Origin of the sequence: Aeromonas sp. S16(2024) (assembly GCF_041403065.1) — a bacterium.
Taxonomy (GTDB): domain Bacteria; phylum Pseudomonadota; class Gammaproteobacteria; order Enterobacterales; family Aeromonadaceae; genus Aeromonas.
On sequence record NZ_JBGLQX010000031.1, the window covers coordinates 1 to 15253 of the forward strand.

At 58.6% G+C, this 15253-nt stretch carries 14 protein-coding genes and 1 pseudogene; 3 read left to right on the top strand and 12 right to left on the bottom strand.

Annotated elements, in window-relative coordinates; all coding sequences use genetic code 11:
- Nucleotides 1-427: 427 nt before the first annotated feature.
- The 10 genes and pseudogenes from ACB030_RS18135 to ACB030_RS18180 all read right to left on the bottom strand — a co-directional run bounded on the left by ACB030_RS18135 (nt 428) and on the right by ACB030_RS18180 (nt 11191).
- A complete protein-coding gene (locus ACB030_RS18135) occupies nt 428-2341 on the bottom strand; it encodes a hypothetical protein (RefSeq protein ID WP_371161745.1) in 1914 nt (637 codons plus the stop codon).
- 855 nt (nt 2342-3196) lie between these two features.
- Nucleotides 3197-4824: pseudogene (locus ACB030_RS18140) on the bottom strand (PAS domain-containing methyl-accepting chemotaxis protein).
- 262 nt (nt 4825-5086) lie between these two features.
- Complete coding sequence (locus ACB030_RS18145) at nt 5087-5935, bottom strand: TIGR03899 family protein (RefSeq protein ID WP_371161747.1); 849 nt, start codon at nt 5933-5935, stop codon at nt 5087-5089.
- Between the two features lie 133 nt (nt 5936-6068).
- Nucleotides 6069-6542 (bottom strand): DUF3299 domain-containing protein, encoded by a 474-nt coding sequence (locus ACB030_RS18150; RefSeq protein ID WP_025328211.1) that lies wholly within the window; start codon nt 6540-6542, stop codon nt 6069-6071.
- Nucleotides 6543-6575: 33 nt separating this feature from the next.
- Entirely contained in the window at nt 6576-7823 is a 1248-nt protein-coding gene (locus tag ACB030_RS18155; RefSeq protein WP_371161749.1) for an ABC transporter permease, read from the bottom strand.
- A gap of 76 nt (nt 7824-7899) precedes the next feature.
- Nucleotides 7900-8589 (bottom strand): ABC transporter ATP-binding protein, encoded by a 690-nt coding sequence (locus ACB030_RS18160; protein ID WP_371161751.1) that lies wholly within the window; start codon nt 8587-8589, stop codon nt 7900-7902.
- 4 nt (nt 8590-8593) lie between these two features.
- Nucleotides 8594-9181, bottom strand: coding sequence for a DUF2796 domain-containing protein (locus tag ACB030_RS18165; protein WP_371161753.1), 588 nt, complete (start codon nt 9179-9181; stop codon nt 8594-8596).
- A 23-nt stretch (nt 9182-9204) separates the two neighbouring features.
- Nucleotides 9205-9507 (bottom strand): hypothetical protein, encoded by a 303-nt coding sequence (locus ACB030_RS18170; RefSeq protein WP_371161755.1) that lies wholly within the window; start codon nt 9505-9507, stop codon nt 9205-9207.
- A 43-nt stretch (nt 9508-9550) separates the two neighbouring features.
- Nucleotides 9551-10093, bottom strand: coding sequence for a YtfJ family protein (locus tag ACB030_RS18175; protein WP_139434059.1), 543 nt, complete (start codon nt 10091-10093; stop codon nt 9551-9553).
- 219 nt (nt 10094-10312) lie between these two features.
- A complete protein-coding gene (locus ACB030_RS18180; protein WP_139434060.1) occupies nt 10313-11191 on the bottom strand; it encodes a hypothetical protein in 879 nt (292 codons plus the stop codon).
- Nucleotides 11192-11314: 123 nt separating this feature from the next.
- Between ACB030_RS18180 and ACB030_RS18185 the strand changes: the two genes are divergently transcribed.
- Complete coding sequence (locus tag ACB030_RS18185) at nt 11315-11665, top strand: hypothetical protein (protein ID WP_193558498.1); 351 nt, start codon at nt 11315-11317, stop codon at nt 11663-11665.
- Nucleotides 11666-11691: 26 nt separating this feature from the next.
- Here the strand turns inward: ACB030_RS18185 and ppa are convergent, their stop codons facing one another.
- Nucleotides 11692-12222, bottom strand: a complete 531-nt coding sequence (gene ppa, locus ACB030_RS18190) for an inorganic diphosphatase (RefSeq protein ID WP_005329022.1) — start codon at nt 12220-12222, stop codon at nt 11692-11694.
- A 234-nt stretch (nt 12223-12456) separates the two neighbouring features.
- On the opposite strand from ppa, the gene mpl reads away from it, so the two are divergent.
- Both mpl and ACB030_RS18200 read left to right on the top strand, forming a co-directional pair.
- On the top strand, nt 12457-13821 hold the full coding sequence (gene mpl / locus ACB030_RS18195; RefSeq protein ID WP_371161759.1) for a UDP-N-acetylmuramate:L-alanyl-gamma-D-glutamyl-meso-diaminopimelate ligase: 1365 nt from the start codon (nt 12457-12459) through the stop codon (nt 13819-13821).
- A complete protein-coding gene (locus tag ACB030_RS18200) occupies nt 13818-14429 on the top strand; it encodes a flavin prenyltransferase UbiX (protein WP_371161761.1) in 612 nt (203 codons plus the stop codon). The genes mpl and ACB030_RS18200 overlap by 4 nt, the downstream gene beginning before the upstream one ends.
- 79 nt (nt 14430-14508) lie before the next feature.
- Here ACB030_RS18200 and ACB030_RS18205 read toward each other — a convergent pair whose 3' ends face one another.
- Complete coding sequence (locus ACB030_RS18205) at nt 14509-15123, bottom strand: TetR/AcrR family transcriptional regulator (protein ID WP_371161763.1); 615 nt, start codon at nt 15121-15123, stop codon at nt 14509-14511.
- Nucleotides 15124-15253: the final 130 nt, after the last annotated feature.

Sequence of the window (15253 nt, forward strand, 5' to 3'; positions counted from 1 at the left end):
CATCAGACGTAAGCAAAAGATAGCGGCAATGAACAGCAGCTATCTGGAGCAAGTGCTCCTGAGTGGCTTTAACGAGGTGGATGAAAAATAAGCACTCATGCGTTTGCCCTGCATTAGCTCCCTTCTCTTTAGCGGCATAAACAATCTATGAAATATTCCATTACTTGCTTTTTGGACATCCTCAGCGATTTTTTCTGTATATTCAATCAAGATAAGTGACTTTTCTACTTGGTCTATCTTGAGCGAATATCATCATCAATAAGAGCCGCGTTTTCTTCTTAATTATCCAATAAAGATAGACAAATGTTATCTCATTTTTTGTATTGCTCTAACGTCGCTCTCTGCGGAAAGTATTTAGTGCAGCTGAAAACTTGTCCGACAGTAGCGCTTAGCTAGGGGGGGACGTATCCGCTTATCAGCACATGCACTAATATCTGTATAGCCTCACAGACTCTGGATGCGTTTCATGTAATTCAAGTAAAAGCTTTCCGATATAAGACGCTTCGTCACTCACATGTATAACCAACGTGTCTATCGCTCGTGTTAATGGGATCATTACCCATTTCTTGGCATACTCAATCGCTGATTCCTCATTATCAAAAAACATATCACTTTTTTCTTCTTCCGAGATTTCAGCATTCGAGCACTTATAATCAAAAAACTCATCCAACCCAAAGTTAACAACGACCCAGCCCTCTAGACCTCTGCAAGACTCATACTGCACAATTCGATATTGCTCCAAACTTGTGGGATATTCTCCACGTAGTTCTGGATCAACCGCATCCCAAGTTTTTAATCCCCATTTCTTATATTGATCTGCAACTATTGATGATTTATCTCCATTCATATTGGTTTTAACCCAACTTGGTGGAACACAAAAAAGCATATCAATTGGATGATTGCCATCATCCTTAGCTGTGGCGGAGAGTCTTCTATGGAATCCTTCCGAAAGAGCATCACCTATGACGATTATAACCCTGCCACCATGCGCCTCAGGTAAGGGCTGCAAATTCCAATTAGCATATTCGATTTTTTCGGCGAAGTAGCCAACTGCTTGGCATAGGCTGGATTTTAACCTTAGGCTTTTACGAAGCGGAACAATCTGTGACTTTGTTCGATCAATCCCTTCTCGCCAATCAATACTTTTTACACCGCGGACAAATTGATCCACTCCATCAGCAATGATAACTTTTTCATAGCCATATAATTGATAAATCAAATCCCTTTCGCTCTCAGGCCAATCCTGAGATTCATCTATTAGAATCAAATCCCAAGCAAGGTGTTTGCTGGCTGTTGTCTTTGCTAGCGAAATATCGTTATTTGAAAGAGCTCCATCACGAATATACGTGAGCGCTGTTTTCATGAAGTTATCATATTCTGTTAAGAAATTAGGTTGCTGTTTAGAAATAACACCCAGCTGTACTAGCCACTCATGGGTAAAACTTTGAATAGTCTTTATTGAGATGCTTCCTCTGCCAACGGCATCTTTTGCTCCCAACAAAGCCAGCAGCCTACGGAGATCGGCGACCAAGGCTCGGTTATACGTTAGAAGAACAACCCGAAGCCCCATTTCGTCATACGCTTGGTAGGCAGTTCTTATTAGTCGTACTGTTTTCCCTGTGCCGCCACGGCCGCGATATATTAATAATTGCTTACCCAGCTTTTCTGCATATTGCTGTTGAGTACGATCCAAAACAGATTTGGTGATTTCCTCTAATCGTTTTCGATCAATTTTTGACGGTTTCAATTCACGTGAAAATATTTCACAAATACCATTTAGATAATTTTTGGAACTAAAGGAAATTAAAGGTTTATTGCCATTTAGCATGGACAATGTGGAACAAAAATCTGCCCATGTTGAATCCATACCAACGATGTTATTTAGTGTTTTTGGTAGCTGTTTTTTTGAAACAGAAGTAAGCCATATTAAATTACTGATATAAGGAGAGCTTCTATTTTTATTGTTCTTGTTTATGTAATCTCGTACAGAGTACTTTTGACCCTCACTTTGGGTTGTTACGTCATGATCTTGGTTATTGTATTTAACTATGCATTTTGCTCCTTCAAACCTAACGGCGTCTTCGGAATGTGATTTCACTTCGATGCATGCACAAAATGAGTGAATACCATGTGGCTTTTCGCGATCAGTATAGTCAGCAAAGATAACAAGTAAATCTATGTCTTGAAATCGCTGCCCAAAACATTGGATAGATGGAAAGATATGGAGTGCTAGATCACGCTCTTGTTCAATCTCCGGCATTGCTATAGTTGCAGCATTTGCCAGTATTTCAGCCGCTCTATACTCAGGCGAGCTATCTTTTGTGCCATGTATTTGAAGCATAATTAGATTTGCCTCCTAACAGTGATTAGATGGAAGGTGGTACTAACACGTTAATACTACCTTCCATCTAACTTCGCTTCGTACTGATACCGGAAGTTTAAATGATATTTAAAAACAATGATTTATGTGCCTACCTCTAAAACTGAACGTGTTCGCTTGACTTCCTCTTTGAGCGCAATTATTACCAGCGAATAAAAGAACAGTAAGGGAGTGGGTCGTGGACATCACCGGCAAGGCTACCGCCCCTGAATTCCAGCTTCCAGTTTGCTGTTCTTTTACCTGCGATGTGTCACTGGTCTGGCTCATGGCTGACTCCTGCAAGAGGTTGCCAAGCGGCTATGTTACCGAACGGGGCTGATTAGGGAAGGGGGAGAGGGCGATTTCTCGGGCAAGATCAATAAATTGAGGGGGCTGCGGGGGTGGGCTTGCGGCATGCTGGATAAGAGGGATCTCAAGGCGCTACGCTTTCCCGCTTTCCCGCTTTCCCGCTTTCCCGCTTTCCCGCTTTCCCGCTTTCCCGCTTTCCCGCTTTCCCGCTTTCCCGCTTTCCCGCCCAACGACCAAAGCTCAAGGTTCAAGACTCAAGACTCAAGGCTCACGGTGTATGGGGGAGGTCATTACCCTGCTGAGCGCCATGCTGCATAGCCGCAATGGTCAGCGCGGCAGGGCAGGCAGGTGGCTGCGCGGGCGGATTTGCAACGCATTATCTTGCCCGGGCGCTAGTCCAGGCGAGGGCAACCCGGTCAGACTCGTATTTCCCACCAGAGATAATTGGGCCCGCTGCCGGTGACGACAGGGGCCCATGCTTTTTTGTATTAGCGCACGGTCTTTAGGTCTGGTTTCCTCCGTGAAGGCTTAGCGGGCCAGCAGGGGCTGGCCGCTGGTCAGGGTCGCACTGGTTGGCTGGGCGGCGGGATGTTGCTGGAACTGGCGCACCAGCCGCTCCAGCTCGCCGAGTTGGCGCACCAGCTGAATGATGCCCTGCACGGCGTGGCGGCTGCCCTGGCTGGAGTCGTCGGCCAGGGTCTTGATGCTGAGCACGCTGCGGTCGATGTCGGCGGTGACCTGGGACTGCTCCTGCACCGCCTGGGCTATCTGGCTGCTGCCGGAGGCCACCTGCAGCAGGCGATCGCTTATCTGTTGCAGCACGTCCCCGGTGGCGGCGGCCTTGAGTCGACAGATGGCGGAGCGCTGCTCTCCCTTCTCCATCGCCTGTTCCGCATCCCCGGCGCTGCCCTGCAGCAGGGTGATCATCTTCTGGATCTCGCCGGTGGAGGATTGGGTCTTGATGGCCAGGGTGCGGATCTCGTCCGCCACCACCGAGAAGCCGCGACCCGCCTCGCCAGCACGGGCCGCCTCGATGGCGGCGTTGAGGGCCAGCAGGTTGGTCTGGTTTGCGATGTTGTTGATGACGTCCAGTATGCCGTCGATGGCCCGGCACTGGGTGGCGAGGGTGTTGATCACCCCCTTGGAGGTCATCAGCTCGCCGTGCATTCCTTCCACCTCTTCGATGGTCTCCTGCACGCGCAGATTGCCCTCCCTGAACAGGCCGGCGGTCTCGTCAAGCCGATCGGAGGCGGCGGTCGAGCTGTGGGAGACCTCGCGGATGGATTCCGCCATCTGGGTGATGGCGGTCGCCACCTGGTTGGTCTGGGCCTGCTGTTGCTGCAGGTTGTCGGTGATGGTCTCGGCATTGTGCAGATCCGTCTGGGCGGATGTCAGGATCTGCCGGCAGGTCTGTTGGGTGCGGGCCAGCACCGCATTGAACTCGGCCTGGTTCATCTGCATGGCGAGCTCGACGGCGGCCAGGCGATCGACCCGGCCGGTGTAGAGCAGCTGCATCAAGGGGTTGTCGAAGCGGTCGCGGGCCAGGGTATCCAGCCGCGCGAGGCGGCGAGAGAGGGTCTGGTTGATGGCGAGCGCCAGCATCAGGGAGAGGGCGCCGAGGAGAAGGGGCCAGTCAGTGCCGTGCTGATAGCCAAGCGCCACCAGGGCCGTCAGGCAAGGCAGCAGGCAGAGAGTGAGCGCAAGCGTGTGGGAGAAGGGGGGAGGCGCAGGGCCCGCGGGGTCTTGCCGCTGCGAATCTCCTCATAGACTCGCTCCGCCCGCTGCTTGACTGCGTCATCCGGCGCCGTGCGTACCGACTGGTACTCCACCACCTTGCCGCTCGCATCCTGGATGGGGGTCACGAAGGCGCTGACCCAGTAGTGATCCCCGTTCTTGCAGCGGTTCTTGACCGGGCCCATCCAGCTCTTGCCTTCCCGCAGATGGCGCCACATGTCGGCGAAGGCCTGGGGCGGCATGTCGGGGTGGCGGACCAGATTGTGGGGCGCGCCCTGCAGCTCCTCCAGGGTGAAGCCGGCGATCTGGCAGAACTCGTCGTTGGCATAGGTGATGCGGCTCTCCAGATCCGTGGTGGAGATGAGGTTCTGGTGCACTGGATAGAGGCGCTCACGCTGGGTAACGGGTTGATTGACTCTCATGGCGGCGTCCGGCTGTGGAGGGGATGATGAGTCCCGACAATTTGGGACTAGTGGTCCCATTGCAAGCCGTGCACCAGAGTGTCAGAGGACGCTTAAATTGCGTTCAAAATGAATCTTGTTTGCTCAAAATCCGGAGATTGACGAAAACGGCACGGCCCGGCGTCTCCGCCTGCTGAATCGATTCGCTTTTTGGGAGCCGTTTTGGCAACGGCGTGACGGGTTTCGCAATTTGGCAAGGCGGGGCCGGGGGCGCCCGCCGGGATCAGCTGGGGAGATCTGGCTCGCCAGCCGGGGCCGGCATCTGGGTCTCTATCTGCAGGTGGGTGGAGAGCAGGGTCTTCAAGTCCTGCAGGTACTCCTCCAGGGGGGGCTCTTCCAGCAGCAGGGCAAGCTCGTTGCCGATGGGGGTGAGGCGGTAATAGAGCAGGGTGAGGTTGCTCTGGCGCTGGCGCAGGCGCCAGCGCTGATTGCCGAAGGCCAGCTCGACCCCGTCCGCAGGCAGGGGACCGGATTCCAATTCGCCGCGGTGCAGCAGGCCGAGATCGCACAGCAGCAGCAGGGCGCTGTAGGGGACCCGGTATTTGCCCAGCCCCATGCGGGTGACCTTGGCGCGGCTGAGCAGGCCAGCCCCCTTGTGCATGCCCAGCAGCAGGCGCTGCTCGTCGCTGCCTTCGTAGTGGCAGGAGAGGGCGCAGATGCGCTGGAACAGCTGGGCTTCGCGCTGGGTCATCTCCTTGAGGGTGTTGAGGGCCCGGATGGAGAAGCGGCCCGGGGTCGCGACCTCCAGGGCGAAGATCCGCCCCCACAGCTGCTGCATGGGCACCATGCTGATGTCTTCGGCCAGTTGCAGGAAGCGGGTCAGCCAGTCGCTGTCCATCTCGCCGCCGGCCGCCGTCTCCTCGCAGTGGCGGGCGGCCATCACCATGATGGCCTCCAGATTGCGCTGGCGGGCGGCCTGATCCGCCAGATGGCGGAAGGTGGCGCGCTGTTCGAAGGTGCTGTCGCTGTTGCGGGTCAGCATGCCGTCTATGCCACGACTGCGGGCCAGGCGCAGGGTCTGCTCCTGGCTGCTCAGGATGGCACTCTCTTTCTTGGGGGGCAGGTCGGCCATGCTGGCTCCGTGATCGCAGGGTCTGGTGTTGAATGTTACTCCAACCGGGCCCATGAACAATCCCTCAGGCGGGGACGGCGTCACCGGGCTCAGGATAAAAAAATGGCCTCCCGCAGGAGGCCATCGGTGTGGCTTACTCTTCGTAGACGCTGACCTCGACCGCCTCCATGGAGTAGGAGGCGGTGGCCATCTCGTGGCTGGAGCTGACGGTGTGCATCTTGCCCTTGACCCAGATGGCGTCCCAGAGATCGTCCACCGGCGCCCCCTTGGGGTAGCTCACGTAGATCACCTGGTTGGTGGGGGGCGGCGGCACATGGATGCAGGCGCCGAAGTAGGGCACCAGCAGGAAGGCGGTGATGGTCTTGGCATCCCCCTCCAGCGGCACCACGAAGCCGGGGATCCGCACCTCCTGGTTGTCCAGCTTCTTGTTCACCCCGCCCACCGGCTGCGGCACCGACATGGGATCTTCGTGATTGACCTGGGGCGGTGGCAGCAGCTTCTCCCCCTCCGGGATCAAGACGTCCCAGTCGATGGTCTTGTAATCGGCGGCCATGGCAGGCAGCACCAGCAGGCTGGCCAGCAGCGCCACTATCTTCCACTTCATCATCTGTCCTTCTTTCTTGGTCGTATGCGTCCGGGGTCAGACGCGGATGCTCATGCCGTCGCTCAGGCTGTAGCGGTAGGCGCGGGCGGCGGGGAGCAGGCCGATCACCATGCCCGCCAGCCACACCAGCCCCAGCAGTTGCCACTCATAGGCGCTCGGCAGCCCCAGGCTCATTTGCAGGCCATAGTGGCTGAGCAGCCAGGGGGTGGCAAGCCCCTGACCGAGATAGAGCGCGGCCACCCCGAGGGCGATGCCGAGGGTGGTCAGCGCCATCGCCTCCAGTGCCAGCAGCAGGAAGAGGTGGGAAGGACCCGCCCCCAGGGATCTCAATATGGCGAGCTCGCGGCGCCGCTCGTTGAGCCCCGCCAGCAGGGTGGTCAGCATGCCGATGAGGCCCGCCACCACCACGAAGCCCGCGATGACCGACAGCGCCGTCTCCGCCACGCTCATCAGGCTCCACAGTTCCTGCAAGGCGGCCCCGGGCAGGATGGCCATCAGCGGCTCCCTGGGGTAGGTGTTGATGCTGCGCTGCAGCTGGAACGCCAATATGCGATTACTGAGACCCACCATAAAGGCGGTGATGGTCTTGGGGGTGAGATCCAGCGCAAGCGCCTGCTCCGGGGTCACATTCTTGCTGTGACGGCCGGTGTCCCAGCCCAGGTGTATCGCCTCTATGCCCGTCAGCGGCACATGTATGGTGCGATCTATGGGGGTACCGGTCGGTGCCAGTATCCCCACCACCTTGAACGGCAGGTTGTCGTGCTGACTGAAGGAGGTGTTGCCAGCGCCGTGGGCGATGACGATGGCTTGATCCAGCTTGTAGCCGAGCTTCTGTGCCGCCTGTGCGCCCAGCACCGCCTCGAACGGCGTCTCGAACGGCCGTCCTTCGCGCAGTTGCAGCGACTGCTGCTGGCCGTACTTCAGATGGGTGAAGTAGTCGCCGTTGGTGCCGAGCACCCTGAACCCCTTGTGGGAGTCACCGAGGGAGAGGGGGATGGTCCAGGCAACGCCTGGCTTTGTCTTGATGGCCTGATAGGAGTCCCAGCCCACGTTGTTGGTGGGGTTGCCGATGCGAAACACCGAGTAGAGCAGCAGGTTCACCTGACCGGAGCGGGCGCCGACGATAAGATCGGTACCCGAGACGGTATTGGAGAAGCTCTCGCGTGCCTGGGTGCGCACCCGCTCCACCCCGAGCAGCAGGGTGACGCTGATGGCGACGGCCAGCAGGGTAAGCCCGGCGGTGAGGCGACGGGCCCAGAGACTTTGCAGGGCGAGCTTTAGCATGTGACCCTCCGGTTTTGTTGTCGTACCGCGTGGGTGCGCATGGCATTCATCAGGGAGATGCAGTGTTGAACGGTGCTCAGCATGATGCCCTCCGGTTGAGCTGTTGCAGGTTCTCCACCCGGGGAAAGAGGGGCTCCAGATAGGGGTCGTGACTCACGAAGACGAGGGTCGAGCCCTGCTTGTCGCACTCCTCGAACAACAGCTTGATAAAGGCAGCCCTGTTGTCGGTATCCAGGGCCGAGGTGGGCTCGTCGGCAATCACCAGGGGCGGCGAGCCGATCAGCGCCCGGGCGGCGGCGACCCGCTGTTGCTGGCCGATGCTGAGGGCGTGAATGGGTCTGTGCAGCGCCTCGTCCGGCAGTTGCAGCTCCCCTAGCAGGCGGCGAGCCTCCTGTTCCGGACTCCCCTGCAGGCGCGCTCGCTTCTCGGGGGAGAAGGTGAGGGCGGCGGTGACGTTGTCCAGCACGGATAAAAAGGGCAGCAGATTGAACTGCTGGAAGATGTACCCCAGATTGGCCGCCCGGAAGTGGTCACGGGCGCGGCCGGAGAGCCGGGCCAATGGTTGGCCCAGCACCTCCAGGGTGCCGTGGTTGGCGGTCTGGATCCCGGCCAGCAAGCCGAGCAGGGTGGACTTGCCAGAGCCCGATGGCCCCTTGATAAACACCCGTTCCCCCTCGCTGATGCGCAGGGCGGGCAGATCGAGCACAGCCTCGCCACCTGGCCAGGCAAAGGCCAGATCGCGGATCTCAACCACGGCGTTTTTCATGGCGTTACCAGCTCAGCTTGTTGGCGGACGGGGTCAGCTCGGCCGCGGTCTGGCCGGTGGGCAGTATGCCCTGCACGCTCAGCTTCTCCAGGCTCGGGTAGAGGCTGAACAGGGTAGCCTCCAGGCCATTGAGCTTGGCCGGGGTGGCGCAGGTGTAGGTATACATGGCTCCGAGATCGGCGTGGCCTGTGTCGGCATGACCTTCTTCGTCATGATGGTGTTCATGTTCGTCGCTGGCAGCCTTGTCATGGTCATGGTCATGGTCGTGATCCTCTTTGGCGGCCTGCAGCTCCTGCTGGGTCAGCTTGCAGCCGGCGGCCGGGTCCAGGCGGAACAGGGCGTCAGGCTGCTGGAGCCGGGCCACCGCCTTGGCGTATTGCGCCTTCTCTTCATCGCTCTTGGCGGCGTGCTCGAAACCCACCAGATCGGCGGCGGGAGCCTGCAGCTCGATCATCAGCTGGTCGCCGTCGACCACCAGATTGAGGTGGCCGTGGCCGTGCTCGTGGGCGCCGTGGCCGTGGCTGTCGTGTTCATCGTGGTTTGCCTGCACGCCGAATGCGGCGGCCGCCAGTAACAGGGTGACTGCTTTCATCGTTAATCCTTTGAAAAGTTTATTTAAAAATGGATATAGCCGGATAAGCGATGAAGCGGTGGCGGTGCACGAATGCGGCACTGGCTAGCTGTGGTGGGGGTGACGTTCGGCAAGGTGACGCCGATAAACAGCGCTATGGCAGAGGACGGAGTGGGGACAAAGGGGGTCGGGGTCAGTGCCAGCTTGCCATCCAGATGCAGGGCGCAGAGGGTGCAGGCGTGGCTATGTTCGGGCAGGTCGGCTTCAAGCGGGTGCTGTGCCAGCGCCGGTTGCATCCACAACCAGCCCAGCAGCAACACCCAGATTGTCAACGTGGAACGACCCATAGACCCTTATGGAAAGGGCGCCATCAGCGCCCTTCTCTCTGATTCAGAGATGGGACTGGATGAGCCCCATCACCTTGGTTATCTCGGTGGCATCGAGCTGGCCATCTTTGGCAAACAGCACCTTGCCCTCTTTATCCAGCACTATGATGGCCGAACTCTCCGGCGCCAGATCCCAGGCGTTGCGGGCCATGCCCTTGGCATCCAGCACCATGGCGGACCAGGGGAACTCTTTCTTGCTGTCTTCGGCGCTGCTCTTCACAAAGCCGGAGGTGCCCCAGATGGCGTCATTGCTGTTGATGATGGTGACTGTCTGGTACTTGTCATGGGGCAGCTTGGCCGCCTTGATCGCCTCTATCATGGGGGCGTTGAGCTCCTTGGCACTGGAGCGACCCGCGATATGCTGGATCAGAAAGACCTTGCCGGTCAGTACCTTGCTTTGCCAGGGCTGATAGCTGATCGCTTTATCCTTCAGCACAAGCTCACCCTTGTCGCCGATGTTGACCAGCGGCACCTGGGCCGACTCCTTGATGTTGTGGGCCAGAACCAGGGTTGGCAGCAGCGCCAGGGTAAGTACGAGATGTTTCATCCGTATGACACTCCTTTGTTATGTTATAACGATTTTGGGATCGAGGGAATGGGACAACCCACATCCTAAACTGATCGGATCTGTTTAAAAAGTGTTAAATAAACGCGAAGGTTGATCAGGGCGCAGCATCAATCACCCCCTGAATCTGCAAACAACGGCGGCAAGGATGGCACGGAGTCGATAAAAATCAACTGGTTGCCCATGTTTTGGGCGCTGGACTCAATAGAGTGGCTCACTGACCAGGGGGATCTGGGCCATGGTCATCTGCTGGGCCAGCAGGGGGGAGCCGGTCAGCAGCACGTGGCGCTGGTTGTCTATCACCAGGGTGTCCCCTTCCAGCCCGCTGTCGGCCGTGATGGCGAGCCAGGCCGGCGAGACGCTGCCGATGCTGATGCCCGGATAGATGATGCTGAGGTTGTATTGCGGCGCCAGCTCCGCCAGCAGGCTGGCCATCAGCAGCGCCTTCTCGTCGCTGTCGGCCTTGTTGTCCTGCAGGGCCTGCAGGGGAGGGGCAAAGTGATCCATCTGCTCGGGCGGGGTGGGTATGGCGCTTAACCACTCCTGCAACAGGTTGACGCTGGTGGCCAGATCCTTGGCCGAAAACTGCCTGGCCAGGGGCTTGAGATCCCCCTTGAACTGGTAGAACAGCTGGGAGTAGTTGGGCCTCACGCAGGGGAGCTGGCGATTGGCCGGGTGCACGCAGGGCAGCACCCGCATCTCGTAGAAGGCATCTTCCTGATACTGCTCATAGGCTTGCCAGAACTGGGTGGATTCTAAGCTGTTGTCATGCAGGGTGAAGGCCTGCTCCAGATTGCGAAACTTGGTCGCCGTCTCCGGGCTGTGCTGGTTGATCTGGTTGATGCTGTTGTAGAGCCTGGGGCTGATGTAGGAGTAGAGCGTCTCCAGCGGGTAGTTGAGGGAGGTATCGAGCAGCGTCATCTCGTGGCGGCTGGCCGAGAGGACCCGCTCGTCCGTGCTCAGTTGCAGGTGCTTGCGTTGACCGTCGGCGGATTGCCACTGCCAGCTCAGGTTGACCTCGTTGGCCATAGCCGCGGAGCCGAAGAGTAGACTCCACAGCAGGCCTTGTGCCAGTTTCATGGTGTGCATCCTGCTTGGGTGATACTAAACAACTAGGTGAGCCGACGGAATTTGGATTGGTTTAGTGATGACGATATTGGTAATTATCTGATCCAGCTTTAAATTTAATCAGGGAAATAAGTCATGCGGGAAATAACCATGAAGCCTGTTTCAATGTGTTTGCTGATATTGCTCTCGTTGCCGGCACAGGCGGGTCAGGTGATCGTCAATCAGGGCATGTCCACGGCAGATACCTTCGCCCTGCGGGATCAGCTGGCGCGGGAACATGAATGGCAGGAGTGGTTGCGTTTCCAGCAGGCCGTCAAGTGGCTGGAGGTGCTGCCGGTCAACTGCGATCTGGTGGGGGGCGCCGGGCAGGAATATCGCTGTGGCGACAACTATTACCGCCCCTATCGACAGAACGGGCGCGACCTCTATATCCAGGGGGATCCCCCCGGCCAGTCCCCGCAACGGCCAATAAAAAAGGCGCCATAAGGCGCCTTTTTTTGCGAGAGAGACGCTTACTTGGCAGCGTAACGCTCGGCAGAAGTCAGGATTTCGGCTTCGGCGGCGGCCTTGTCGCCCCAGCCTTCCACCTTGACCCACTTGCCTGCTTCCAGCTCTTTGTAGCGCTCGAAGAAGTGCTGGATCTGGGCTTTCAGCAGCTCGGGCAGGTCGTTCACATCCTGGATGTGATCGTACTGCTTGGTCAGCTTGGAGTGGGGAACGGCCACGATCTTGGCGTCTTCGCCAGATTCGTCGGTCATCTTCAGCACGCCGACCGGGCGGCAGCGGATGACGGAGCCAGCCAGCAGCGGGTAGGGAGTCGGCACCAGCACGTCGACGGGATCCCCGTCCAGGGACAGGGTGGCGTTCACGTAACCGTAGTTGCACGGGTAGAACATAGGGGTGGACATGAAGCGATCAACGAAGATGGCACCGCTGTCCTTGTCGACTTCGTATTTGATCGGGTCGGCATTCTGCGGGATTTCGATGATGACGTAGATGTCGTCAGGCAGGCTCTTGCCAGCCGGTACCAGGTTCAGGCTCATGACGTTTCCTTTGAGTGTTGGAGTCAAGTTTGCAGGCCGACATTATAGCGATGTCCCGTCAAATGACCATATTTCGCGGGCAGGGGAGCACGCTGGTGGATGTCGCGCCGCCTGAGTTCGTCCGATTTCTGTCGCCTCGTCGGGGCTGGCTGCGCTCTGGCCATGGTCGCGGCTTGTGCCACCGGGTCAACAGACCCTAGAATGCGCACTCCCTTTACTGGAAAAGGCAGCGGTATGCACATTCACATTCTCGGGATCTGCGGCACCTTCATGGGTGGTCTGGCGGTGTTGGCAAAACAGCTGGGCTATCGAGTCACCGGCTCGGATGCCAACGTCTATCCCCCCATGAGCACCCAGCTCGAGCAGCAAGGCATAGAGCTGACCGAGGGTTATGACCCGTCCCAGCTCGATCCGGCGCCGGATCTGGTGGTGATCGGCAATGCCATGAGCCGTGGCAACCCTTGCGTGGAGTATGTACTGGATCGCAATCTGCCCTACATCTCCGGCCCCCAGTGGCTGCTGGAGCACGTGCTGCAGGATCGCTGGGTGCTGGCCGTTGCCGGCACCCACGGCAAGACCACCACCGCCAGCATGCTGGCCTGGGTGCTGGAGTACGCCAAGCTGGAGCCCGGCTTCCTCATCGGCGGCGTGCCGGGCAACTTCCCGGTCTCCGCCCGTCTCGGCTCCGCCCCCTTCTTCGTGATCGAAGCGGACGAGTATGACTGCGCCTTCTTCGACAAGCGCTCCAAGTTCGTCCACTACCACCCGCGCACCCTGGTGATGAACAACCTGGAGTTCGACCACGCGGACATCTTCCCGGATCTCGCCGCCATCCAGCGCCAGTTTCACCACCTGATGCGCACCGTGCCGAGCAATGGCCGGGTGCTCTTCCCCCAGGCCGACGACAACCTCAGCGCGGTGCGCAAGATGGGCTGCTGGAGCGAGGTGGAGCTGGTGGGCCAGGACGATGCCAAGTGGAAGGCGGTCAAGCTGGCCGATGACGGCTCCGCCTTCGAGGTGTGGCTGGATGGCGTCAAGCAGGGGGAGGTGCACTGGGAGTGTATCGGCGAGCACAACGTCAACAACGGTCTGATGGCCATCGCCGCCGCCCGCCACGCCGGTGTCATGGTGGAGCACGGCATAGCCGCCCTCTGCCAGTTCAAGTCCCCCAAGCGGCGGATGGAACTCAAGGGCGAGGTGACAGGCATCAGCGTCTATGACGACTTCGCCCACCACCCCACCGCCATCGAGACCACCCTCGGCGGCCTGCGCGCCAAGGTGGGTCAGGCCCGCATCCTGGCGGTGCTGGAGCCCCGCTCCAACACCATGAAGCTGGGGGTACACAAGGGGGAGCTGGCCGGCTGCTTCGATGGCGCTGACGAGGTGTTCTTCTTCCAGCCGTCGAACATCGGCTGGAATCTCGGCGAGGTGACCGCCCACATGAGCCGTCCGGCGCAGGTGTTTGACGATCTGGAGCTCCTGATCGGCGCCCTGGTGGCCGAGAGCCGCGCGGGGGATCATATTCTGATCATGAGCAACGGCGGCTTCGGCGGCATTCATGACAAGCTGATCGCCCGCCTCAGGCAAGGCACATCATGAACAAGCAGATCACCCTGGCGCTGACCGGCGCCTCCGGCGCCCCCTATGCCCTGCGCCTGCTCCAGTGTCTGGTGCAGGCGGACTATAGGGTCTACCTGCTCGCCTCATCGGCGGCTCGTGTGGTGCTCAAGACCGAGCAGCAGCAGGAGTGGCCAGGCTCGCCGAAAGAGCTGTCGGCCCATCTCTGTCGCCAATATGGTGCCAAAGAGGGGCAGATAGTCGCCTGCGGCAAGGAGGAGTGGTTCTCGCCGGTGGCCTCCGGTTCGGCGGCGCCGAAACAGATGGTGGTCTGTCCCTGCTCCATGGGCACCGTCTCGGCCATTGCCAACGGCACCTCCGACAACCTGCTGGAGCGGGCGGCGGACGTGGTGATCAAGGAGCGCGGCCAGCTCATTCTGGTGCCCCGCGAGAGCCCCTTCTCGGCGATCCATCTGGAGAACATGCTGAAACTGGCGCGACTCGGGGTGACCATCATGCCCGCCGCACCCGGTTTCTATCATGAGCCGAAAAGCATCGAGGATCTGGTGGACTTCATGGTCGCCCGCATCCTGGATCATCTGGGGGTCGAGCATGCGCTGACCAGTCGCTGGGGCTATGCCAAGCCCTGAGCCAGCGAGACGAAAGAGAGATAAACAAAAGCGGCGCCGACCTGAACAGTCCGGCGCCGCTTTTTATTGGCAGGGAGGATCAGACCACCTGTAGGGGGGCCGTCACGTACTTGAACAGAAAATCGGTCACTTCTTCCCGGGTCGGGCGCTGTGGCTGATTGATCATTTGCATCATGACGTAGCCGAACCCGGTCAGGGAGCGGGCCAGATCCTGCGCCGACAGCACGCTCTGGATCTCGCCGCTGTCCATGGCCGCTTGCAGGTGGGGGGCGATGCGCTCCAGCGCCTTGTCCAGCAGACGGGTGTAACGGGGCCAGACCTCTTCCCGTACCGATGAACTCCATTCCAGCCAGATGCTGGCGTGGTCAGGTTTGTCATAGGCGGCGTCAACGAACAGCTTCACATGGCGGTGGATGCTGTCCCTGACCGAGCCCTGGCCGTTGTAAGCCTGCTCGAGGATCTGCTGCACAAAGCCTTCAATCTCGGCCAGCACTTCATCGACCAGATCTTCACGGGTGTTGAAATAGTTGAAGACGGTGGCAACCGAGACTTTGGCTTGCTCGGCAATTTCGGCATGTCCCGCACGGCCGATGCCGCGACGGGAAAATACCTCGATGGCACATTCCATCAATTGATCACGACGAGCCTCCGGCGACAGCCGGGTCCGACGTCTTATCTCTGCGCGTGGTTCCATAGTTTTTTCATCTAATAGTTATTGATTATGGTGTTTATAGTATTGTCACCGATAATGCCCGAAGGCTTGCTAACTCTATCAATTAAAATAAGCCGATAAAAGCATCACGTATGCCTGACGCCTTCCGGTT

Coding starts and splice junctions, on each gene's coding strand:
- ACB030_RS18135 (WP_371161745.1), bottom strand. CDS start 2,341: ATGCTTCAAATACATGGCACAAAAGATAGCTCGCCTGAGTATAGAGCG.
- ACB030_RS18145 (WP_371161747.1), bottom strand. CDS start 5,935: ATGGCCGACCTGCCCCCCAAGAAAGAGAGTGCCATCCTGAGCAGCCAG.
- ACB030_RS18150 (WP_025328211.1), bottom strand. CDS start 6,542: ATGATGAAGTGGAAGATAGTGGCGCTGCTGGCCAGCCTGCTGGTGCTG.
- ACB030_RS18155 (WP_371161749.1), bottom strand. CDS start 7,823: ATGCTAAAGCTCGCCCTGCAAAGTCTCTGGGCCCGTCGCCTCACCGCC.
- ACB030_RS18160 (WP_371161751.1), bottom strand. CDS start 8,589: ATGAAAAACGCCGTGGTTGAGATCCGCGATCTGGCCTTTGCCTGGCCA.
- ACB030_RS18165 (WP_371161753.1), bottom strand. CDS start 9,181: ATGAAAGCAGTCACCCTGTTACTGGCGGCCGCCGCATTCGGCGTGCAG.
- ACB030_RS18170 (WP_371161755.1), bottom strand. CDS start 9,507: ATGGGTCGTTCCACGTTGACAATCTGGGTGTTGCTGCTGGGCTGGTTG.
- ACB030_RS18175 (WP_139434059.1), bottom strand. CDS start 10,093: ATGAAACATCTCGTACTTACCCTGGCGCTGCTGCCAACCCTGGTTCTG.
- ACB030_RS18180 (WP_139434060.1), bottom strand. CDS start 11,191: ATGAAACTGGCACAAGGCCTGCTGTGGAGTCTACTCTTCGGCTCCGCG.
- ACB030_RS18185 (WP_193558498.1), top strand. CDS start 11,315: ATGCGGGAAATAACCATGAAGCCTGTTTCAATGTGTTTGCTGATATTG.
- ppa (WP_005329022.1), bottom strand. CDS start 12,222: ATGAGCCTGAACCTGGTACCGGCTGGCAAGAGCCTGCCTGACGACATC.
- mpl (WP_371161759.1), top strand. CDS start 12,457: ATGCACATTCACATTCTCGGGATCTGCGGCACCTTCATGGGTGGTCTG.
- ACB030_RS18200 (WP_371161761.1), top strand. CDS start 13,818: ATGAACAAGCAGATCACCCTGGCGCTGACCGGCGCCTCCGGCGCCCCC.
- ACB030_RS18205 (WP_371161763.1), bottom strand. CDS start 15,123: ATGGAACCACGCGCAGAGATAAGACGTCGGACCCGGCTGTCGCCGGAG.